Genomic DNA, 22,119 nt, shown 5'->3' with positions numbered 1-22,119 from the left:
TTAATCTCCATACTGCCGGTTGGCGGCAACATCGGTGTACTGCACCAATTCTCGCAGTACACTGGTGGCAAAACAACCCGTTGGCAAGGCAAATTCAAGCAATAAATGCTGACCATTGGGCCTGGCTTGCAGTTGCTGAGGTACCAGCCGAATAGCTCGCCGTTCGGCTTTTAAACGAAAGTCCATCAGCCCTTGTACCAGAGCCGCATGTGGGGCCAACCAGTCGGCTTCGGCCTGTGCGGCCTCAGCGGCAGGCTGCGCTTTATCGGAGCTCACCAGGCCGCACAGCGCCGCCGTCGGGTGCAGATCGCCCTGTTGCAAACGTTGCTGCAAGAGACTCAGGTCGTCAAGGGCCCGAAAAACCGAGCCGGAACCATCCAGCTGCAACACATCGCCAGCCAAAACCTGCTGAAAAAAGCCAGCCTTCACCCGAGCGGATACCTGCTGATTAAATAAATAAGAGCGCGCAGCGGACAACACCAGCCCGCGCAATTGCCGGTCAGCAATGCTTTGCCCTTGAAAGAGCGCATAGGCTTTGCTCAGATTGCCACCGTCAATGCCAAAACGCTGCTCACCAAAATAATTCGGCACCCCTTGCTGCACCAAAGGCAATCGGGCCAGCACGGCAGCGGGATCACTAAGCTCCCGCAACTGGATCCGAAAGCGATTGCGTTTTAAAGCGCCCAACCGCAACTTACGATGATGTCGCTGTACCTGCAAAATCCGGTAGCCTTCCCCCTGCCAGTCTTGCCAAGGTACCTCGGCTTTGATCGGCCAGGGCAGACAAAACCACTGCCGGGTCAGGGCATGGCGGTCTTTGCGGCCGGCAAAGCTGATATCCCGATTTTTCAAACCAGTACGTTCAGCCAGCTGCCGGGCGACGTACTGGGTATTTTGGCCAATCTTTTCAATCTGCAGCAGCAAATGCTCGCCAGCGCCACTGGGGGCAAAGTTGAGCTCTTCATCCACCTGAAAGTCGCTGGCCTCGGTACGTAACAGGCCATGGGCGCCAGGTTGACCATGCAACCAGGCCAGAGGTGGCTGTGCTGACAGCGGCAGACTCACGCGGCGACCAACAACACCACAGCCTCAGCTGCAATGCCCTCTTTACGTCCGACAAAGCCTAGCCGCTCTGTGGTGGTGGCTTTGACATTGATCTGAGCAAGCTCTGCCTGCAAGTCCACCGCAATAACGGCGCGCATAGCAGCAATATGCGGCGCAATTTTGGGGGCCTGCGCCATAATGGTGATGTCCAGATTCCCCAGTTTCCAACCCTGCTCGTGCATGGTTGCTACCACCTGACGCAGTAAAATACGACTGTCGATGTTGGCATAGGTGGCATCGGTATCCGGGAAGTGGTGCCCGATATCCCCGAGCGCCAAAGCACCCAGAATGGCGTCGGTGAGCGCATGCAGCACCACATCGCCATCGGAGTGTGCCAGCAACCCTTGCGGGTACTCCACCTGGACCCCAGCCAGCGTCACCGGCCCTTCCCCACCAAAGGCATGGACATCAAAACCATGGCCAATACGGATTGCACTCATCCTTGTTTCTCCAAATAAAAAGCGGCCAAAGCAAGATCCTCTGGCTGCGTTATTTTGATATTGTCACTGCGCCCTTCCACCAGCAACACCGGCTGACCCGCCCACTCCATCGCCGAAGCTTCGTCGGTAATGGTTGCCCCCTGGCTCAGCGCATCTTGCAATGCCTGACGCAGCGGCAACAATGGAAACAGCTGGGGTGTCAGCGCATGCCACAGTCGGCTGCGCTCCACCGTGTGCTCAATGCGTGGCCCACCACGTTTCATGGTATCCCGTACCGGGCTGGCTAGAATGCCACCGCAGCCGGCTTGCTGGCATTGGGTCAACAGACGCTGCAAATCAGTGCCTTGCAGCAAAGGCCTGGCCGCATCGTGCACCAGCACCCAGTCCACCTGGCTTGCATCCAGTGCCTGAAGCGCGGCCAGCACCGAGTCGGCACGCTCACGCCCACCAAGAACCGGTTGTACGTTGGGATCAGCGGCCAAAGCTGTGGCAGCAAAATAGGGATCATCGGCGGCCAATGCTATTACGAGAGGGAGATCAGGTTGCAACTGCCGGACGGCTGCCGCACTGTGCTCCAGAATACTGCGGCCATGCAATTGCAGGTATTGCTTGGGTCGCTCAGCCTGCATCCGGCTGCCAATGCCAGCAGCAGGGATCACCGCAGCAAGTCGCTTGGTGCAAAACTGGTTCATTGCTGCTCCGGCTGAGGTAACGAGCTGATGCCCTGACGCTGTTGCTGCAAGCCAGGGCTTTCGCTCACAATCCGGAAGAAAGTTTCATCGTCACGAATCATGCCCAACTCGTTTCGGGCACGTTCTTCAATGGCTTCGAGGCCCAGACGCAAATCTTGCACATCGGCCAGCAGCAGCCGGTTGCGTTTGGCCAACTCCTCGTTGGCCAGCGTTTGCTGCTCGAGCTGCTGCTTACGCTGCAGGTAGTCGCTGATGCTGTGCTGACCGAACCATAAACGGAACTGCAGCAACAACAACAGGATCAGTAAGGCGATTGTGACGAATCGCATGCCATCGGCTCTGGATTGATCATGCCGCTATTATGAAGCTTTCAGCGCGCAGAGGGAAGGGTTAACTCATCGCCAACGGCTGCTGACGAAGCGGTTTGGCGAAGTTTTTCCAATTCAGTCCGGTGGTCAGTAACAGCTCGCGCAGGCTAAGTACCCGCGGCGAAGTGCGCTTTTGATTGCTCCACTGATGACCACAACAGCACGCCGTCATCACAACTTTCACCGGCTGCAATAAAAACTTATCGGCATTCTCCGGGCTGAGCGGTGTGCCAGCGAAAGCAAACCAACCGTGCTGATTGCAGTGCAGCCGCTGTCCCTGGTGGTCAACCTCATCCACCGAGTCCAACACAATACGCTCCACCCCGAGTTGCTCCTGATAGACCGGAACCAGGATCCCCGGCTTGGCGGCTTTTTCAAAAAAACGGGCGATTTGGTCCGGGCGCTGACGATTCAGCGGACAGCTGGCGGCCTGAGGTGCAAACCAGGAGGCATTCTGGCTGTCCAGCAACAGGGGTGACTGTACTTTAAGGATACGCTGAGCAGCTTTGCGAATGTAAAACGGCAAGCTGGCCAGCTGGCGCGGCAGCTGTGGCAGTTCGGCTTCGGTCATTTTAGACAGACGCAGCAACTCTCGCTCGTACAAAGCATTGCAGAGCTCAGTGTAGGTCTGGTTCTGGCCGGAAACCTGCCAGAAATGCGGTTGATCAGCAGCGTCTTTCATGGTTGCATGGTAACGGAGCAGCACCAACTTGCACAACTAAAACCCCTGTCACGGCCTGATATTTACCTTTACTCTACCTGAAAGCGCTGCACGATGGCATCAAACTCCCCGGATAGACGCATCTTATCCAGCTCATTTTGCAGCCGTTGAACCAGCTCAACCGGCACCTTCGGATGCAACGCCAGATAATTGCCGGCAATATCATCCAGTGCTATCACGGCCTCCACCACCTCCATGCTTTGCTGATACTGCGCCAGCCAGACCGGCATCACCAGCTCAGAGGAGACCATCAAGTCTACCCGTCCCTGCAAAAACAGTGGAGTGGCAGCCGATTTCGACTCAAAATCCAGCAAGTGTTGGCCATGCTCAAACCCCAATGTTAAAAAGTATTCCTCAAATACATCCCCCCGAGCCACGGCGATCATGTATTTTTTAGCATCGTTCAGCTGCTTGACTTGGATCTCAGGGCGACTTTTCAGTCGGTACAGGTAAGGTCTGTTGTACGCCAATGGGCCGACCCACTGAAACAGCGCCTCACGATCGCGGCTACGGGACGTCGAAAACAAACCACCATTGTGATTGCTCAGGGCACTGTCAAAAGCGCGCCGCCATGGATAGAGTTCAAACTGGCAATCCACTTCAGCCCGCTGGCATAGCTGGCGTAAAATTTCGGTGTTACTGCCGGTAATCTGGCCACTTTCTTCGTAGCTAAACGGCGGAAAATGCTCGGTATAGAGCATTAACTCCTGACTGACCAGCCCAAAGTTCCAACCAAAGAATAACCAACAAATGGCGCGTACAGCGTTCAAATAACACTCCTGAGTTACTGCAAAAAATGGCGTATGGCCAGATAATCCTGATACAAGAGTTCAGGATCAAAGTCGGGGATGTCCCCCAGCCGATTCACCGGCGTAAAAACCGCCTGCAACTGTGCGGCCGGGTTCAGTAAATACAGCAAAACACCGTGATCCACCTGGTAGTTGGCCGGGTTGTCGGCATCAATGGCTCCCATTTGGTAGAGTATAGCAAGCGACTGCTCAAAATCCCGCCCGGCAGTCACGTCTTGCAGCGGTGTCAGACCTCGAATATCGGCAGCAAAAAAACCCAGATACTGTTGCATAACTTCCGGTGTATCCCGGGCAGGATCGACGGTATAAAACAACAACTGCACATCATCAAAGCGCTGCTCCTCGACCAATTGCTGTTGAAAGCGACTGAGTTTGGCCAGGGTCATCGGGCAAATATCCGGGCAATAGGTAAAGCCATAGCTGAGCAAGTGCCACTGTCCTTTTAAATCATCCCGACTCACGGGCTGACGGTACTGATCCCACAGCTGAAACTCAGGCAGTGGCATCGGGCGGGTCAAAAAGACAGCCTGCTGCAAAGTTAAATCACGCTGCTGCGACTGCAGCAACCAGAGCAAGCTAGCCACCAGCAAGAGTGTCAGCACACTGGCAGCAATCAGGGTATGACGAATGGTCCAACCCGACATCTGTTGCTAACCTTCCGTTCGGTAATACAACAAGCGGTTCATCAGGGTGTAATCCCCTTCAATGGCCATCAGCACCAAAAACACCAGAATGGCAAAGGTCGGGATAATCAACAGCAGCTTCAGGTTCAGACTTTCCCACTGCACATGCATAAAGACACTTAAAATCACCCCTGCCTTAATCACCATAAAAAATAAAATCAGACTCCAGCGAAGCAGCCCCTGCAACTCCATGTAATCGACCATGTAAGAAAAAAAGCTCAGAACAAAGAGCCAGCCCCAGACCTTTAAATACATACTCACCGGGTGCTGTTGATTGACATCCTGCGACATAGCACACCTCACCAGAGATAGAAAAATGCAAAAATAAACACCCAGACCAAATCGACGAAGTGCCAGTACAAGCCGGTAATCTCGACGATTTCATAGCCCTTTTTCTCGTAATGGCCCCGGTGTAAGCGCCAGGCCACCACCAGCAGGTAAATGACGCCACCGGTTACATGCAGCCCATGAAAGCCGGTGATCATAAAAAAGGCAGCACCAAACTGTTCCGCCCCCATCGGGTTGCCCCAGGGGCGAACCCCATCTTCAATCAATTTACTCCATTCAAACACCTGCATGCCGACAAAACAGATGCCCAGCACAGCGGTAGCCAACATCAACCAAGCCGCTTGCCGCCGCAAACCGCGGTAGGCGCAACTCACTGCCATCGCCATGGTGCCGCTGCTGGTGATCAGAATGAAGGTCATAATGGCAATCAGCAGCAGTGGAATCGTTTGACCGGCCACCGTCAGGGCAAAGACCTCACTAACATTGGGCCAGGCTTCGGCTGCCGACCAGCGAACATTCATGTAGGCAATCAGGAAAATACTGAAGATAAAGGTATCCCCCAGCAGGAAGACCCACATCATCAGCTTGCCCCAGGACATCCGAAAGGTGCGCTGATCATCGGACCAATCCGCCACTACCCCGGACCAGCCATCGGGACGATTGGCAAAGTTGCTCTTGGCTTCATCAGGGCTCATTGCATTCTCCTTAGAAGCCGCACAAGGCAGCCAGTGAATCGATGGTTCCGGCCGAGCTGGTTAACAGCGCAAAGAGCACCAGCCAGATACCAAACAAATAGTGCCAATAGGTGGTGCAAAGCGTTAATCCAGCCACAATGCGGGCCTGGGTGTGCTGCTGCCAATAGCGTCGCAACAAGCCGCTCAGCGCCACCACCCCACCCAGCAAGTGCACCAGGTGCACGGCTGTCAGCAGGTAAAAGTAACTGCTGGCCGGGTTGGTCGTCAGGCCAAAGCCTGCCACAGCCAGTTGCTGCCAGACATAGCCCTGCGCCAGCATAAAGCCCAGTACCAGTACCACGGCCAGCATTACCGCCAGCAAGGAGGCTTGCAGCCGGTTTTGACGAGCCAGCCACAGGCCTGCATGCATGGCGATGCTGCTTAGCAGCAAAATGGCACTGTTCCACCACAACTGCACCGGCCGGTCAAAGGGCAGCCAGGGCTCGCCCGCCAGCGCATGAAAGTCTCCCATTTGCGAGCGCCCAAGCAGCGTCATGATAAACAAAAAGAAAATAACAGTGACGGTCCCCAGGAAAAAGCGCAGCGCCGTGCGGGCAGGCCAGCCGTTATTGGTGGTCACCAGCAGCGCCGGGTCCATCCCTTCTGGTTGCGCCAACCAGGGTTTTTCCATCAATTTGCCAATCAAGCTCATTGTCCTGCCTCCGCAAAGGCCTTCGCATCCGTGACCTCCACCGCACTGTTCGGAACATTTTGCGGGATAAAGTCGTCTTTTGCGCCAGGCACGCTGAAGTCATAAGCCCAGCGATGCACCACCGGCAATGCCGCCCCCCAGTTGCCATGCGTTGGAGGATTGTCGGGCGTTTGCCACTCCAGCGTGGTTGCACCCCAGGGGTTGGCCGGGGCTTTTTCGCCACGGCGCAGGCTGATAATGACATTGGCAATAAACACCAGCTGCACCACAGCCACCAGAATGGCTGCCACCGTAATATTGGCGTTCAGAAGGTGAGCCGACTCCGGGATGTACTCGGTGCCCGCCATGCCAAAATAACGCCGTGGCAAACCCAGCATGCCAAGGTAATGCATCGGCAAGAACACCGAATAAGCACCGATTAAGGTTGCCCAGAAATGCACCTTACCCAGGCCCGTATGCAGCATACGGCCCGTTACTTTCGGGAACCAGTGGTAAATGGCGGCATACAGCACCAGGATTGGCGACAACCCCATCACCATGTGGAAGTGCCCCACCACAAAGTAGGTGTCGGACAAGGGCAGGTCGATCACCACATTGCCCAAAAATAAACCGCTTAAGCCACCATGGATAAAGGTAAAGATAAAACCAATGGCAAAGAGCATCGGCAAGGTCAGCTGGATATTGCCTTTCCACAGCGTCAGGATCCAGTTGTACACCTTTAGCGCTGTCGGCACGGCGATAATGAGGGTGGTGGTCGCAAAGAAGAAACCAAAATAGGGGTTCATGCCGCTGACGTACATATGGTGCGCCCAAACCACAAAGCTCAGCAAACCAATCACCACAATGGCCCAGACCATCATCCGGTAGCCAAAAATATTTTTACGGGCATGGGTGGCCAGGATATCGGATACGATGCCAAACGCAGGCAGAGCAACAATATAAACTTCGGGGTGGCCGAAAAACCAGAACAAGTGCTGAAACAAAATCGGGCTACCACCGGTGTGATCCAGCACCTCGCCCATCGACAAAATAGCCGGCATAAAGAAACTGGTGCCCACGACTTTGTCCATAAACATCATAATGGCGCTGACCAGTAAGGCCGGGAAAGCCAGCAAGCCCATAATGGTGGCGACAAAAATGCCCCAGATGGTCAGTGGCATCCGCATCAGGGTCATGCCTTTGGTGCGGGCTTGCAAAATGGTGCAGACGTAATTCAGGCCCCCCATGGTGAAAGCAACAATGAAAATGCCCAATGAGATCAGCATCAGTAAGATGCCCCAGTCATGGCCCGGTGTGCCGGGTAAAATCGCTTGCGGTGGGTACAGCGTCCAGCCAGCGCCCGTAGGGCCACCTGGCACGAAGAAGCTGGCCAGCAACACCAGCACCGACAACAGGTAGGTCCAGAAGCTCAGCATATTCAGCAGCGGGAACACCATATCCCTGGCCCCAATCATCAAGGGGATCAGGTAGTTCCCAAAGCCACCAAGCAGTAAGGCGGTCAGCAGGTAAACCACCATGATCATGCCATGCATAGTCACAAACTGCAGGTAGGACTCAGGGCTAATAAACGAAAAGTGATCCGGAAACCCCAGCTGCAACCGCATCAGGGCAGACAACACCAGAGCAACCAAGCCAACAAAGATGGCGGTAAGGCTGTATTGAATGGCGATAACTTTATGATCCTGGCTCCAGATGTATTTACTGGCAAAACTGCTTGGGTGATGCTCATCGGCATGATCGGCAATTGCTGTTTCTGTCATCAGTCTCTCCTTGCCAGCTGCTCAGGTTGCAATGAATTGATGTAAGCCACCAGATCAGCGATGTCTTCTTCTGAACGCAGCGACTGCACCAACAGGCTCATTTGGGCGCCATAAAAATCATCCCGGTGGCCACCGCGAACCCGGTCACGGAAATACTCGATCTGCCGGCTCAGGTACCAGGGCTCCAAACCCGCCAGTCGGGGCGCATTCATATGGAAGCTGCCTTCGGCCTGCTCGCCGTGGCAATGCACACAATTGCGGTACAGCTGTTGCCCGCGTCTCAGATCCCCTTCGGCAGCCACTCTCGCAGGCTCCGGCAAAGAGCCAATGTAAGCCAGCAGGTGCTGCATGTTTTGCTCGTCGCTAACCAGATTGGCCATCGCAATCATCTGACCACCAAAGACATCGCCTTCGGCTGTGCCGCGGATCCCTTGCTGGTAATTTTTCAGCTGACGTTGCAGATACCACAAATCCTGCCCCGCCAACCTGGGGGCATGCAGTCCTTCATTGCCTTCACCCTGGATGCCATGGCAGGCGGCACAAACCATGTACTGTGCCTGCCCCAAGGCCACATTGCCTTCGGTGTGGTGCTGAGTCTGGGCAAAAGTGACTTGACGCGCCAGCCAGGCATCGAAGTCGGATTGCTCTTTTACCACCACCCGACCACGCATCGCATAATGACCAATGCCACACAGCTCCTGGCACATCACATCGAACTCGCCGGTACGGGTTGGGGTAAACCAGAGATAACTGGAAATGCCCGGTACCATATCCATCTTGACGCGGAACTGAGGCACCGTGAAGTTGTGCAACACATCCTTGGAACGCAGCAGCAATTTGACCGGCCGGTCCACCGGCAGCACCAGCTCGTTGCTGAAAATCAGCACATCATCGCGACTGGCCGGGTCCGTTGGGTCCAGGCCAAAGGGGTTGGTTTCGCTGATGGCACGGGTATCGACCTTGCCGAGCACACCATCTTCGCCGGGAAAACGATAACTCCAGTGCCATTGCTGACCAACGGCTTCCACCACCATGGAGTCATCCGGTGGTTTGACAAACTGGCCCCAAACATACAAGCCTGGCGCCAACATAGCGGCAATCCCTATGGTCGTGACCAGGGTTAACCAGCCTTCCAGCTTTTTGTTTTCTGGCTCGTAATCGGCTTTTAATCCCGGCCGGCTGCGGTAGCGCACCAGCACATAGACCAGGAACAAGTTCACAGCCACAAAGACGAAGCCGGTAATCCAGAAGGTCAAAGAAACAGTACTGTCGATGGTCGACCAATTGGAAGCAAGCGGAGTGAAATACCAGGGACTGACGACGTGAAAAATGACGGTACCGATGATCAACAGCAGAATAATAAGTGCAATCGCCATAATCCGGCTCATCCTTTAATCAGCAAAAGTAACAGGGCACTACTGCAAACAGAGGAATCGGACTTCAGACTACTCGAGGACCGCCGCTATTGTTTGGCTGTCAGTCCATCGAACACTTTTTCGCCTGTTCTGTCACTATAGGTCATAAACGCGGAGGCTGCACAAGTTGTGCGAAGAAAGTTTGTAGAAAATGTGGGAGTTACAGCCAATGCAGCAACGGATGGCGGCTGCACTGGCTATGGGGCTATCAGGGCATGGCTTTGACAAAGCGCTTGAAATAAATTTGAGCTCGCACCACCCAGCCAGGTGCTGCTTCTCCGGTGCCGGCATTTTGCAACTTCGGATGTCGGCGAACCACTTTCTTAACCACCGCTTCCTGCGCAGGCTCGATATCAATAAAAAGCACATGCTTGCCTTCGCTCAGCACTTGCTGGAAACGTTTAAAGTGAATATTGGGCTCCTGAATGCCTATGAAGCCACCCTCCCAGGTGCAAAACCCCAGCACCACAATGGCCAGGAAAATAAATGGCACCCAGCCTGCCGCAGTGTCGGTCCAACCGCTAAAGTAAGCAACCAGCAAAACCACAGCGGCAAGAATCACCCCGACCACAGCACCAACTTCGGTGCTGTGCACCACATCGCTTTTCAGTACAGGCGATACCTCATGCAAGTGATGCAGCTCCACTTCCGCATCTTGCTCGCTCAGCACGTGAATTTGTGGTGTATCGATGCCTTTGGCTTCTAGTTCGTGTTCTATGGCTTCCAAATCATCTAAATCATCACTTATAAAATAACGTCTTATCATCATCCAGCCCTCAGCTTGGTCAGACAAGTGTCGAATACGATCGACAGTGGCTGCCGATCGCGGTATCGGAAAAACCACGTCCGTTTGTCAAGTATAGTGCGGAATGTTAAATCTGGCGAAAAAATAACCAATCCGATTCTTTTAGTAACCGCTCACACAATGAGAGCAACCCAGCCAGGGTTTAAAATCCAGAGCCAGGCTGTTGTAAAAATGCCAGCTCTTCTGCGGTGGAGGTGCGCCCCAACAGGGCATTGCGATGCGGGTAGCGGCCAAAGCGCTCGATGATGTCGCGGTGCTTGATTTCAAACTGTAGGTTGTCTTCCAACCCCTCTTGATCGTACAGACGCATCGCCACATCATGAATAGCCAACGACTCGCTGTGCATAAAAGGCAGGTACAGAAAGCTTTGCTCGGTGGGCGTTAGCTCTTGATCCAGCCCTAGGTTGATGGCTTCCTGCGCCAGCCCAAGGGCTAGGGGATCGCAGGCAAAAGCCTGTGCACTGTCGCGGTAGATATTGCGGGAAAACTGATCGAGTACAATAATTTCGGCCAATCGCCCCCGAGGCTCTTGTCGCCAGGGATAAAGCTCACAACGGGCGGCCATTTGGTGCAGGCTGCCAAATACATCGCGAATTTGCTGATCCAATTCCGGATCTTTGACAAACCACTGTTCTTTGTTCAGCTCTTCAAACCAGAACGTGAGTACCGTATTGAGCATGGTTTTCATCCGTCGACCTTCCTCTGTTGGGTGGATGCTTTCATACTAGGAGCTTGTGTCATCCGCTGCAAGCCCGGGGTTTTGCGTCAGATACCTTAGATGCCCTAGGAAGGTTCTGGCGACCGGTCCTAAGGATTCGGCATCGTTAAAATTCAGGTAAAATGTCATGCTACGGCCCTTGCCTCGAGGAAGCGGCAATAACTTCAGTTGCCCCGTTGCCAGATAAGGCGCCACCGCATGACGCGGCAGCCAGGCAAAGCCAAGTTGTTGCAGCAGCAGCTCGATGGACGTACCGACATGACTGACAGTCCAGCGCTGCTCCGAGCCAAGCCAGCCGTGCTCTTTGTTGCGATCTTTGCCTGAATCACGCAGCACGATTTGGCGGCAGTCCTTTAAATCCTCCAGCGTCAGCTCACGCTCCAGCTGATGCAGCGAGTGCTGACTGCCTGCCACTGCGACAAACTCGACCTGACAAATGTCTTCACTTAAATTATCAGCCAGCGTAAAGGGCGAGACGGCAATTTCGGCTTTGCCCTGCGCCAGCAATTCATTGGCACCGGCTAACACCGTTTCCATCAGCTCAATGCGGATCAGCGGGTACTCGTTCGATACCGCGCTTAACGTCTGAAACAACACCGCACGCGGGAAGGCTTCATCCACTGCAATGCAAAGCGTCGATTCCACCCCGGCTTGCAGGTTCAAAGCCACCTGCTCCATCCGCTCGGCTTCGGTCAGCAAAAAGTTGATGCGCCGCAGCAACTGCTCACCGGCGGCGGTCAACTGAGTTTTACGCCCCTCCACCTGAAACAGCGTGACCCCAAGTACATCTTCCAACTTATGGACCGCATGGTGAATGCTGGACTGGCTTTTAAACACCGCTTCAGCAGCCTGATGAAAACCACCATGCTCGGCCACGGCTTTAAACATCCGCCATTGCTCTAAGGTTGAACGGGCCATTGCAGACTCCTTGTTGGTTAAAACGAACAACCCGGCCTGGGCCGGGTTGATTCAGCGGCAACTTTAGTGGTTGCGGCATAGCACTTAGTGGCTGCGGCTTAGCGCGGCATCCACCGAGGCTTTGCCGGCACCACTGAATAGCAAGGATACACTGGCTGCCAGCAAGGCCAAGCCAAACTCGTAACCATTGTTGCTCATAAAAAGGCCGTTTTCAAAGTGGACCGCGAATATCGCGACCAGCATGGTAACGGCAAGCACGGCGGCCGCCGGCCGGGTTAGCAAGCCAATCACCAGCGCGATGCCACCAAAGAACTCGGCAGAGCCGGCTAAAAGTGCCATCAGCACCCCCGGCACCAGGCCAATGCTTTCCATCCAGCCACCTGTCCCTGCCAGGCCATGACCACCAAACCAGCCGAATAACTTCTGGGCGCCATGAGCCGCAAAAATAATCCCCACCGGTACTCTAAGCGCCAAAGCGCCCCAACCCGCTTCGGTTGCCGCCAATTTTTTCAGTAATGCCATTGCTTTGTTCATCATCTTTTCCTCGGTTTATTTGTGGATGTTTGCCTGATCAGGCAAAGATCCCCGTTGTCGATGAGCACAGTATAGAAAGGCCTAATGAATTATAAAATTGGATAATTAGAATCATCATATTCTACTTAATAGAACAATGAGACCGGATCAATCTTCCATAATCCGGGCATAACGCTCAACCAAAAAATCAATCAGTGCCCGAATGGCCGGCAGCAGGCCACGCCTGGATGGAAACACCAGATGGATCACCTCACGCCTTGGTTCCCACTCAGGTAGCAGTTGCAACAAACGTTTCTCTGCCAACTCTTGCTGCAGCATCAACAAAGGCAACTGCACTACGCCAACCCCTGACAGCGCTGCAGTTTTTAAAGCCAGCATATCGGTGGTGGTGTAGCGCGGTTGAAAAGGCAGTTTTAACTGGCGGCCATCCTGATGCAGCAACTGCCATTGATGCAGCTCATGCGCACCGGCCCGACTTAAGCTGGGCCAGTGCAGCAGCTCTTCTGGCTGCGCTGGCAAGCCTCCTTGCTGCGCGACCAGCTGTGGGCTGGCCACCAGACACTGGCCGCGATCAGAGAGGATCCGAAGCACCAAATCGCTGCTTTCCAGCGGTAACGGCCGGGCCCGTAGTGCCAAATCCACCCCTTCTGCCAACACATCGACCCGACGGTTGGTGGCTTCCAGATGCACGGTGATTTTTGGGTACAAACGCATAAAATCCGCCAGCATATCCGCCACATGAAAGTGCAGTAACCCGACCGGGCAGGTCAGCCGAATGCTGCCGCAAGGCTCAGCCCGGACCTGCTCAATCGCTTGCTGGGCCGCATCGGCCTCAACCAACATGGCGCGACAATGCTCCAGGTAATGCTGGCCAACATCGGTTACCTGAAAGTGGCGGCTGGAGCGCTGAATCAACCGTACTTGCAGTCGCTCTTCCAACAGAGCAACACGTCGACTTAGCTTTGATTTGGCAATGCCCAGCGCACGGCTGGCCGGGGCAAAGCCACCATAGTCGACCACCTGCACAAAGTAATAGAGATCATTTAAGTCTTGCATAGGGTTCCTTGCTATCGTTCTTAAAATGGAACGCTGCATCACAGTTTAGCAGTCTACCGACTCCGTAGTATCCCATCTAGACTTTAAAGCCGAACTTGCCGGTCGCACTTCCGCCGCCGGTGTCTAGCCAAGGAGCGAATCATGAGCAAACCCTATGTACGTCTGGACAAAAACAACGCCGCTGTTCTTTTGGTCGATCATCAAACCGGCTTGCTGTCGCTGGTGCGGGATATCGACCCGGACAAATTCAAAAACAATGTATTGGCACTGGCCGATCTGGCCGCTTACTTCAAGTTGCCGACCATTTTAACCACCAGCTTTGAAGAGGGTCCGAATGGTCCACTGGTGCCGGAACTGAAAGAGATCTTTCCAGAGGCACCTTTCATCGCCCGCCCTGGCCAAATCAACGCCTGGGACAACGAGGAGTTCGTCGCTGCCATCAAAGCAACCGGCAAAAAGCAACTGATCATCGCCGGCGTGGTTACCGAGGTCTGTGTTGCCTTTCCAACCTTGTCTGCGCTGGCGGAAGACTTTGATGTCTTCGTGGTCACCGACGCCTCAGGTACCTTTAATGAGCTGACACGCGACTCCGCCTGGCAGCGGATGTCCGATGCCGGTGCCCAGTTGATGACTTGGTTTGGCGTAGCTTGTGAGCTGCACCGCGACTGGCGAAACGATGTGGAAGGTCTGGGCCAGCTGTTCTCCAACCATATTCCGGATTACCGCAACCTGATCAACAGCTACACCACTTTAACCTCTGGTAAGTAATCTGACACGCCCTGCGCAGCATGCTGTGCAGGGCTTGTTGCAGGAGCCAAGCATGTCGTCATCCCAGCAACCTCAGGCTGGTGCTTCCATCCTGATCCATCATCAGGTCGATCCCAGTCAGCACACCAGCTATGAATCCTGGCTGGCCACCATTATTGAAGTTGCCGCTGGCTTTGCTGGCCATCAGGGCGTGACCATCTTAAAGCCAACCCCGGGGCAACAGCACTATGAGATTGCCGTTCGTTTTGCCAGCGAGGCCGATGCCAAGCGCTGGCTAGACTCCGACGAACGTCAGCAGTTGATTGGCAAAGTTGCCCCTTTGTTGCAGCTGCCGGAGAACGTGCAGATATCCAGTGGCATCGATCACTGGTTTCAGCCAGTCCATAGCCCGGCTCCGCACCCGGTCCGCTGGAAACAGTGGCTGATCACCACACTGGTGATATGCCTGCTGACCATGCTGATCCCACCATTGCTGCAGGTGCTGTTTGATGCATTGCCGCTACTGGGGCTCTGGGGCATCCGTCACTTGCTGACTGCTGGCATTATTGTTGGGCTGGTGGTTTATCTGGTGATGCCACGATTGGTGCCATTATTGGCTGGCTGGCTGTTTAAACCCTAAATCCAAGGCGCGGCTGATTGGCTTATATTCGACATTAACGAACGGTTGATTCATTTTTATCCGATTTATTCAGTCGGGTAAGCCAGTTAAAGTAATAAGGTGTTCAATGCTACTGGAGAGCGCTATGTTTGAAATCATCCGAAGCCATCAGCGGGGCCGGGCCAGTTTTGGCTGGCTGAAAAGCCGCCATACCTTTTCCTTTGGCCACTACTACAACCCACAGCAAATGGGGTTTTCCAAGTTGCGGGTGATCAATGACGACAGAGTCGCAGCTGGCGCTGGCTTTGATACTCATGGCCACCGCAATATGGAGATCATCAGTTACGTGTTGCAAGGCGCTATGGCACACAGAGACTCCGCCGGCAATGAAGAAGTGCTGCCAGCCGGAGAGTTCCAATTGATGAGCGCTGGCCGGGGGATTTACCACAGTGAATACAATGCCAGCCCCAGCGATGAGTTGGCGTTTTTGCAGATTTGGATTGAGCCCAATGCCTTCGATGGCGAACCCAGTTACCAGCAAAAGCAGTTTGCTGCAGAGCCAGGATTAACGCCGGTGATCACACCAGATGGCCGTGATGGTACCTTGCGCATCAAGCAAGATGCCAGCCTGGCACAGCTGCTGTTGCCGGCACAGGGTTCATTGGCCATGCCAGTGACCACCAGCCGCAGTTACTACCTGCACTTGATTGACGGAGAACTAGCCATCGCCGGTGACACTTTAAACGCCGGCGATGGCATTAAGCTGACAGACCTTAGCAAGTTGGAGGTTCAGGCAGGCGAACAGCCGGTACGGGCACTTTGGTTTGATTTACCGGCCCTTAACTCCTAGATTAAATCGGTGGCAGCAGCTACCTAACTATGTCCAAAGAGGATGCTATGAGTACCACAGACACCCAGTTGGAAACAGAATGCACCGTACAGCAGGGCTGCGATGCCATCGAGTTGGTGATCGAGCCCAAAGCCAAGGATTTAGGCGGCTTTACCGTTCGGCGCAGCCTGCCGGTGCGTCAACGGCGCAGTGTCGGCCCTTGGTTATTTTTTGATGAAATGGGCGCAGCAGAATTTGCCGCCGGCAGCGGCATCAATGTGCGACCGCATCCGCACGTCAATCTGGCCACCGTCACCTACTTGTTTGAAGGCGAGATCCTGCACCGCGACTCATTGGGCAGCTATCAGGCCATTACCCCGGGTGCCATTAACCTGATGGTGGCAGGCAAAGGCATCGTACACTCCGAGCGGGAACGACCGGAGGTCAGGGCTCAGCCGCACCGGCTGCACGGCCTGCAATTGTGGATGGCGCTGCCGGAAGCCGATGAAGAAACTGATCCAGCCTTTTACCACTACCCGGCCAGCAGCATTCCTGCCACCGTAGTCGATGGCGTTCCGGTGCGGGTGCTGATTGGTTCGGCCTATGGCCTGACGTCGCCGGTGAAAACCTTTTACCAAACCCTGTACCTGGAAGCCGAGCTGCAAGCCGGTCAGAGCCTGGTGCTGCCAGACAGTCCGGAGCGCGGCCTTTATCTGGTGTCTGGTGCGGTGCAATTGCAAGATACCAAACTGGAAGCTCATCAACTGCTGGTATTGGGTGCAGCCAAAGGAGTACGGCTCACCGCCACCGAGCCCTGCAGACTAGCACTGATTGGCGGCGAAGCCATTGGTTCGCGCTTTATGGAATGGAATTTTGTCTCCAGCCGTAAAGAGCGCATCGAGCAAGCCAAGCAAGATTGGCGCGAGGGCCGCTTCCCACCAGTGCCGGGTGACGATGAGGAGTTTATTCCATACCCTTAAGCCCTTCGAGCAGCCCAGCTTTAGTGGTTAAGCCGGGCTTTTTGCTTGAGCAGTTGGGTCATCTCTGAGGCAGGCAGCGGTTTGCTAAAGAGGTAGCCCTGCATTTGGTCGCAGCCGAGTTCCCGCAGCAGCGCCAGTTGTTGTTCGTTGTCGACTCCTTCGGCGACAACCTTCAACCTCATGTTATGTGCCAGTGTAATGATGGTTGAGACCACCATTTTGTCGACCTGGCTTTCGGTCATTTTGACCACGAAAGAGCGATCAATTTTCAGCGTATCCAGCGGCAGGCGCGCAATGTAGCTGAGCGATGAATAACCAGTGCCAAAGTCATCGATGGCGATGGGCAGGCCTAGCATGCGGAGGGCGCTCAGCTTGCGCTGACTGTCTTCAACATCAGCAATCACCACACTTTCCGTCAACTCCAGATCCAGCATCAGGACATCCGAATCTTGCTGTGACAACAGCTCCACCCGTTCCACAAAGTCCTGCTGCCGCAGTTGCAAAGCGGACACATTAATGGCGATGCGTAGTCCCTGACCATAGCACTGCCAACCTTTTAGATCGCTTAATGCCTGCTGCAACACCCAATCACCCACCGTCAGGATTAAACCGGTCTCTTCCAGCAATGGAATAAAATGCACCGGGGCAACCAAACCAAGCTCAGGGCTTTGCCAGCGAATCAATGCTTCCATGCCGACAATGGCCCCGCTTTTCAGGCAGACCTTCGGCTGGTAGTGCAGGCGGAACTCCTGATGCTCCAGCGCCCGACGCAGTTTGCTTTCCAGTTCCAGTTTTTCAGCCACCAGCCGGGACATTCGGGCGTCAAAAAATAAATAGCCAAGCCCCTGCTGCTTGGCTTGCTTTAAAGCCAGCTCTGCGTGCAAAAATAAGGCTTCGGCCTCAGTGGCATCTCCCGGAAAGAGTGCAATGCCAATCCGGGCAGATACCACCAGCTCCTTATCCGCCAGTTGAAGAGGCTGCTCCAGCGCAGGTTTGACAGCCGTTTCAATCAAGCGGGCAATATCGCCTGCACTTTGCACATCGGGCAATGCCAGTGCAAACTGATCTGGCCCAACACGGGCCAGATCGACCGCCTGTGGGAAGCACTGCTGCAAGCGGTTTTTTAACGCCACAATCAAGCCATCACCGGCCTGCCGTCCTAAGGTGTCATTGACCTGTTTAAAGCGCACCACATCCAGAACCAATACCGCCAATTGCTCCGCTTCCCGCTCGGCAGACTGCAACCACTGACCAAGGCGGTCATGAAATAAAAAGCGGTTTGGCAAGCCAGTCAAAACATCGTAATGCACCAGATAGTTGGCTTGCTCCTCTTTGGCAATAAACTCCAGTGCAAAGGAAATATCATGGGCCAGCTCTTTTAACAGCGCCAGTTCGGTTTTATCAAAAAAATCGGTTTCAGCGGCGTACAACACAAACAATCCCACCACCTGCCCGTCCGTCAGCAGTGGCAGCGCAATTTCAGAGCCATAGTCGGCTCGCAGGCGTTGCAAGGGAGATGTGCCAAGTCGTGGCAGCAAACTGACATCGTTGCAAAAAACCGGCTGCTGGCTGCGCAGCGCTTGCAGCATAATGCCTTCAGGTAGCAGGCAATCTTGCCCTTGCAATGCCATCACTTCGCGCTGGCGCTTAGCATGGTTAAAGTGGCCTCGAATGGCATGCAGCTGCAGTGATTTTTGCCTGGCGTGCCATTCCCCGACCCAGGCCAGCGCAAAACCGCCGTGCTTCACCACAATCTGACAGACCTCCTGAAACAAAGCCTGGCGATCGTGTTGCCGAACTATGGTGGCATTGATTTGACTAAGCACCGCATACAAGCGGGTCAGCCGCGCAATTTTCGCGTCGCTTTCTTTACGGCGGGTAATGTCTTTGGCTATGCCAGCAAAGCGGTACAACTCCCCATCAGGGCTAAAAACCGGAAAGCCGCGGTCATGGATCCAGCGAATGCTGCCATCCGGCCGGATGATGCGGTAACTGGTTTCAAACGGCTGTTGCACTTTGGTGAGATCGGGCAGATCTGCCTGGTCATCGGGGTGCACCCGCAGCATGACTTCACGCTTGTTGCTTTGTTCCAGCGTAATGGGTTGCTGCCAGATGGTTTGATAGGCCGGGCTTAAATACAAACTCTGGCCGGTTTTGGCAGAGGCCAACCAAAACACATCGTTAATGTTTTCTGCCAATTGACGAAAGCGCTCTTCCTGCTCCTGCACAGCAACCAACAAGCGGCTGTGCTCAAAAATCCGCCCTGCCTGTGCGGCCAGAATGCTTAACAGTTGCACATCTTCATCGTTAAATGCCTGCATACCCAGCCGGTTGGCAAGACAAACCCAGCCAAAGACCTGACCTGGAGATGCAATAGGTGCCAACAATAACGAGTGCATTGCCGGGAAGCTTGCTGGCAAACCAAGCTGTTGTGGTTGACCGCCGGGGTTGCTTAGTCGTAACGTGATCCCCTGCTGCAGTACTTGCTGAAATACCTGCTGCGATTGCAAAGTGGATAAGTCGGCTTCAGCATGCTCAGAAGCCATACCGCTGACCAGCACGATGTTTTTTTGCTCTGTCGAACAGGCAGGCAGACACAAAAAAGCCAGGCTGGCTCCAATCAGTTGACGGCCATGCTGGCACAAACTTTCCAACAGCTGCAACGGCTCCCGCTCCGATGCCAGCTGCAAATTCAACTCGATCAGAGCAGCAAATCGACGATTCGCCAGTCCCAGTGTATCCGACATGGTTTTTAATTTATCGGTCATCAACCGAAGGTGCTGCTGATCCCACGCAGAGCTATCTATCGCCGGTGATGGCTTGGCCTTGTCCTGCAACACCTGCTCGACCAAAGCCATCACCTGATCCGGTTCAGCCGGCTTGGTCAGAACGGCCAGTACCCCACATTTTTTTGCCAGCTCCAGCGCCGCTTGCTCATGGTAATTGGCGGTGTAGAAAATCACCCGGGTTTCTGCCACCTCAGGCCGGCTGCGTAACTCTTTGACAAACTCATAGCCATCCATCACCGGCATCAACACATCGGCTATCACCAAATCAGGCTGCTCCTGACACACCAGCTGCAGTGCTTCCCGCCCATCCGAAGCGGCCAGCATGCGGTACCCCTGATACCCCAGCAAGGTAACCAGCAGTTCCCGCCCATCCGGGTGATCATCGACAATCAGAATGGTGGCCACTTGGCGCCTCCAGTTGCCGCGTCAAAAACTGCTCGGTTTGCCGAACAAAAGTTGCTGGCTCTATCGGCTTGGTAAAGTAGCCATCAAAACCAGCTTGCAGAATTTTTTGTTGCTCATCTGCCATCACTGACGCCGTCACTGCCAGCACCGGAATGTGCTTGAGCGCAGGATCGTTTTTCACTGCATGCACCAGGCCGTAACCATCCATGTTGGGCATGCGAACATCACAAACGATCAGGTCCGGCGGACTGGTTTTCGCCGCGGCCAGTCCAACAACCCCATCGGTGGCGGTGGTGATCCGATGCCCCCCCTGTTGCCGCAACAAGTACACCATCAACTCCAGATTGGCGGCATTGTCTTCAATCACCAGTATCTGAGCACTCATAACGGTACTCCCGGTAATCGTAAGGTGAAGGTACTGCCCTTGCCGGGTTCACTGCTGCAGTAAATGCTTCCCCCTTGCAACTCGGCCAGTTGCTGACTCAGGTGCAGGCCAAGACCAGTGCCTTCTTTTTCGGAGTTGTTACTCAGATTCAGGCGGGTAAAAGCAGAAAACAAATTGGCGCAATCTTCAGCCGAGATGCCGATGCCAGTATCTTGCACGTGCAGCGCGACCCATTGAGAGCCGTCTGCATCCTGCTGCGGCTCGGCATACACCTTGACCTCGCCTTGCTCGGTAAACTTCACCGCATTGTTGATCAGGTTTAAAATAATTTGATGCAATGAACGGCGATCAGCCAGCACCAGCAGAGCTTGCTCTGGCAATGCGTGGTTCAACTGCAAGCCTTTGCGCTCGGCTGCCGGCTGCAAAGTACTGATGACTTCAAACACGGTGCCACGGCAGTCCAGGCTTTCCAATTCGACGTTGATTTTCCCAGCGCTGATTTTGGCCAGATCCAGCAGATCATTGATCAGCGATAGTAAGTGGCGCGCACTGCGCTGCACCGTGGTCAGCTGCTTTTCCTGCTCAGAGTTCAAAGGCCCTGGCAACTTCATCAGCAAGGTGCCGGTAAAACCGATGATGGCATTGAGCGGCGTGCGCAGTTCATGACTCATCACCGCCAAAAAGTTGTCTTTGGCATTATTGGCCTGTTCCAGCTCTTTGTTTTTTGTCTGCAGCTCCAGCTCCACCCGCTTGCGATCACTGATATCGCGGATTGCACTCATCACCAAAGTGCCTTCTTCGGTCTGCAGTGGGCTTAAGCTGATTTCCACCGGAAACTCATCGCCATTTTTCCGGACGCCATAGAGCTCAAGGCCAGCCCCCATTGAGCGGGTTCTGGGGTTGGTAAAGAAATCGGCCCGGTGCCCGACATGAAACGCACGGTAGCGCTCTGGCAGCAGGCTTTCTACCGGCTTGCCCAAGAGTTCATCCCGTTGCCAGCCAAAGGCTTTTTCAGCCTGGCCGTTGGCCAGCACAATGCGTCCGAAGACATTCACCATCACAATGGCATCGGGGGTCGAGTCCAGTAAATCGCGGTAGCGGGCTTCCAGAAAGCGGGCATCACGGCGGGTTTTCAGGTGGGTGACATCTTTGTTGTTGGTTAGAATAAAGTCCAGCTGCCCCTTGCCATCGTAGACACCTTGCAAAGAGATATTCAGATAGATAAGCGAGCCGTCTTTTTTCAGACGATAAGCTTCGTAAGCCGGCACAATCGCATGACAAGCCTGTTGCAGGATGTTGCGCTCGGACTCGATCAGGTCAGCCGGCACCACCAGATCGAACAAGGAGCTGCCCAGAGCTTCTGAAGTGCTGTAACCAAAGGTATGCTCAGCCCCAGGGTTCCACTGTCTGATAATGCCATCTGGAGATAACGCGATAAGCGCATCGGGAGTCGCCTCGGCAATCAGGCGAAAATAGTCATCGGACATAAGCAGGACCATCCTTTGTGTATCAGCAGAGTGCTGACAGCCGCTTACTGTGGTTAAAGTATAAGCAGGCCGGCTGATTTCACCCGACCAAAAGCTGATAAACTTCTTACAATTTCTAAATGAAGTCAGCTTGTCGCAAAGGACTTTGTTTCTGCTACAGTCAAAACAACAAGGCAGGAGG

24 protein-coding genes are annotated in these 22,119 nt (G+C 54.4%); 4 read left to right on the top strand and 20 right to left on the bottom strand.

The window, feature by feature from the left end; all coding sequences use genetic code 11:
* The 17 genes from truD to Q3O59_RS09780 all read right to left on the bottom strand — a co-directional run bounded on the left by truD (position 1) and on the right by Q3O59_RS09780 (position 13,697).
* Positions 1-1,065: a tRNA pseudouridine(13) synthase TruD gene (gene truD / locus Q3O59_RS09860; protein ID WP_305945419.1), complete on the bottom strand. Its 1,065-nt coding sequence runs from the start codon at positions 1,063-1,065 to the stop codon at positions 1-3.
* Positions 1,062-1,544, bottom strand: coding sequence for a 2-C-methyl-D-erythritol 2,4-cyclodiphosphate synthase (gene ispF / locus Q3O59_RS09855; RefSeq protein WP_305945418.1), 483 nt, complete (start codon positions 1,542-1,544; stop codon positions 1,062-1,064). Before ispF ends, truD begins: the two co-directional genes overlap by 4 nt.
* Positions 1,541-2,236, bottom strand: coding sequence for a 2-C-methyl-D-erythritol 4-phosphate cytidylyltransferase (ispD, locus tag Q3O59_RS09850; RefSeq protein WP_305945417.1), 696 nt, complete (start codon positions 2,234-2,236; stop codon positions 1,541-1,543). The genes ispF and ispD overlap by 4 nt, the downstream gene beginning before the upstream one ends.
* Entirely contained in the window at positions 2,233-2,565 is a 333-nt protein-coding gene (gene ftsB / locus Q3O59_RS09845; protein WP_305945416.1) for a cell division protein FtsB, read from the bottom strand. Before ftsB ends, ispD begins: the two co-directional genes overlap by 4 nt.
* Before the next feature lie 61 nt (positions 2,566-2,626).
* Complete coding sequence (locus Q3O59_RS09840) at positions 2,627-3,322, bottom strand: hypothetical protein (protein ID WP_369812378.1); 696 nt, start codon at positions 3,320-3,322, stop codon at positions 2,627-2,629.
* 32 nt (positions 3,323-3,354) lie between these two features.
* Positions 3,355-4,095: a substrate-binding periplasmic protein gene (locus Q3O59_RS09835; protein ID WP_305945415.1), complete on the bottom strand. Its 741-nt coding sequence runs from the start codon at positions 4,093-4,095 to the stop codon at positions 3,355-3,357.
* Positions 4,096-4,109: 14 nt separating this feature from the next.
* Positions 4,110-4,778: an SCO family protein gene (locus Q3O59_RS09830; protein WP_305945414.1), complete on the bottom strand. Its 669-nt coding sequence runs from the start codon at positions 4,776-4,778 to the stop codon at positions 4,110-4,112.
* Between the two features lie 6 nt (positions 4,779-4,784).
* Positions 4,785-5,108, bottom strand: coding sequence for a cytochrome C oxidase subunit IV family protein (locus Q3O59_RS09825; RefSeq protein WP_228589457.1), 324 nt, complete (start codon positions 5,106-5,108; stop codon positions 4,785-4,787).
* A gap of 8 nt (positions 5,109-5,116) precedes the next feature.
* Positions 5,117-5,800, bottom strand: coding sequence for a heme-copper oxidase subunit III family protein (locus tag Q3O59_RS09820; RefSeq protein WP_305945413.1), 684 nt, complete (start codon positions 5,798-5,800; stop codon positions 5,117-5,119).
* A 10-nt stretch (positions 5,801-5,810) separates the two neighbouring features.
* Positions 5,811-6,491, bottom strand: a complete 681-nt coding sequence (locus Q3O59_RS09815; protein ID WP_305945412.1) for a cytochrome c oxidase subunit 3 — start codon at positions 6,489-6,491, stop codon at positions 5,811-5,813.
* A complete protein-coding gene (locus Q3O59_RS09810) occupies positions 6,488-8,251 on the bottom strand; it encodes a cytochrome c oxidase subunit I (protein ID WP_305945411.1) in 1,764 nt (587 codons plus the stop codon). Before Q3O59_RS09810 ends, Q3O59_RS09815 begins: the two co-directional genes overlap by 4 nt.
* A complete protein-coding gene (gene coxB / locus Q3O59_RS09805; RefSeq protein WP_305945410.1) occupies positions 8,251-9,627 on the bottom strand; it encodes a cytochrome c oxidase subunit II in 1,377 nt (458 codons plus the stop codon). Before coxB ends, Q3O59_RS09810 begins: the two co-directional genes overlap by 1 nt.
* A 247-nt stretch (positions 9,628-9,874) precedes the next feature.
* Entirely contained in the window at positions 9,875-10,432 is a 558-nt protein-coding gene (locus Q3O59_RS09800) for an NAD/FAD-utilizing enzyme (RefSeq protein WP_305945480.1), read from the bottom strand.
* A gap of 181 nt (positions 10,433-10,613) precedes the next feature.
* Complete coding sequence (locus tag Q3O59_RS09795; protein ID WP_305945479.1) at positions 10,614-11,150, bottom strand: DUF924 family protein; 537 nt, start codon at positions 11,148-11,150, stop codon at positions 10,614-10,616.
* A gap of 45 nt (positions 11,151-11,195) precedes the next feature.
* Complete coding sequence (locus tag Q3O59_RS09790) at positions 11,196-12,107, bottom strand: LysR family transcriptional regulator (RefSeq protein ID WP_305945409.1); 912 nt, start codon at positions 12,105-12,107, stop codon at positions 11,196-11,198.
* An 84-nt stretch (positions 12,108-12,191) separates the two neighbouring features.
* Positions 12,192-12,641, bottom strand: coding sequence for a DoxX family protein (locus Q3O59_RS09785; RefSeq protein ID WP_305945478.1), 450 nt, complete (start codon positions 12,639-12,641; stop codon positions 12,192-12,194).
* A gap of 147 nt (positions 12,642-12,788) precedes the next feature.
* Positions 12,789-13,697, bottom strand: coding sequence for a LysR family transcriptional regulator (locus Q3O59_RS09780; RefSeq protein ID WP_305945408.1), 909 nt, complete (start codon positions 13,695-13,697; stop codon positions 12,789-12,791).
* A gap of 141 nt (positions 13,698-13,838) precedes the next feature.
* On the opposite strand from Q3O59_RS09780, the gene ycaC reads away from it, so the two are divergent.
* The 4 genes from ycaC (at position 13,839) to Q3O59_RS09760 (ending at position 16,872) form a co-directional block, all read left to right on the top strand.
* Positions 13,839-14,465: an isochorismate family cysteine hydrolase YcaC gene (gene ycaC, locus Q3O59_RS09775; RefSeq protein WP_228589450.1), complete on the top strand. Its 627-nt coding sequence runs from the start codon at positions 13,839-13,841 to the stop codon at positions 14,463-14,465.
* Positions 14,466-14,517: 52 nt separating this feature from the next.
* Positions 14,518-15,084, top strand: a complete 567-nt coding sequence (locus tag Q3O59_RS09770) for an antibiotic biosynthesis monooxygenase (protein ID WP_305945407.1) — start codon at positions 14,518-14,520, stop codon at positions 15,082-15,084.
* Positions 15,085-15,208: 124 nt separating this feature from the next.
* Positions 15,209-15,913, top strand: a complete 705-nt coding sequence (locus tag Q3O59_RS09765; protein WP_305945406.1) for a pirin family protein — start codon at positions 15,209-15,211, stop codon at positions 15,911-15,913.
* Positions 15,914-15,960: 47 nt separating this feature from the next.
* Positions 15,961-16,872: a pirin family protein gene (locus tag Q3O59_RS09760; protein WP_305945405.1), complete on the top strand. Its 912-nt coding sequence runs from the start codon at positions 15,961-15,963 to the stop codon at positions 16,870-16,872.
* A 20-nt stretch (positions 16,873-16,892) separates the two neighbouring features.
* On the opposite strand, the gene Q3O59_RS09755 is transcribed toward Q3O59_RS09760, so the two are convergent.
* Genes Q3O59_RS09755 through Q3O59_RS09745 form a run of 3 tightly spaced genes read right to left on the bottom strand, consistent with a single transcriptional unit; the run spans position 16,893 to position 21,938 of the window.
* The gene (locus Q3O59_RS09755; RefSeq protein ID WP_305945404.1) at positions 16,893-20,066 is read right to left on the bottom strand and encodes an EAL domain-containing protein; all 3,174 of its coding nucleotides are present in this window, start codon (positions 20,064-20,066) and stop codon (positions 16,893-16,895) included.
* Positions 20,041-20,451, bottom strand: a complete 411-nt coding sequence (locus Q3O59_RS09750) for a response regulator (RefSeq protein ID WP_305945403.1) — start codon at positions 20,449-20,451, stop codon at positions 20,041-20,043. The genes Q3O59_RS09755 and Q3O59_RS09750 overlap by 26 nt, the downstream gene beginning before the upstream one ends.
* Positions 20,448-21,938 carry a PAS domain S-box protein gene (locus tag Q3O59_RS09745; RefSeq protein ID WP_305945402.1) on the bottom strand — a complete coding sequence of 497 codons (1,491 nt, stop codon included), beginning with the start codon at positions 21,936-21,938 and terminating at the stop codon, positions 20,448-20,450. Before Q3O59_RS09745 ends, Q3O59_RS09750 begins: the two co-directional genes overlap by 4 nt.
* Between the last annotated feature and the right edge of the window lie 181 nt (positions 21,939-22,119).

The organism is Alkalimonas delamerensis (genome assembly GCF_030717955.1).
Taxonomy (GTDB): Bacteria; Pseudomonadota; Gammaproteobacteria; order Enterobacterales; family Alteromonadaceae; genus Alkalimonas; species Alkalimonas delamerensis.
This window is presented reverse-complemented; position numbering and strand designations above follow the sequence as displayed.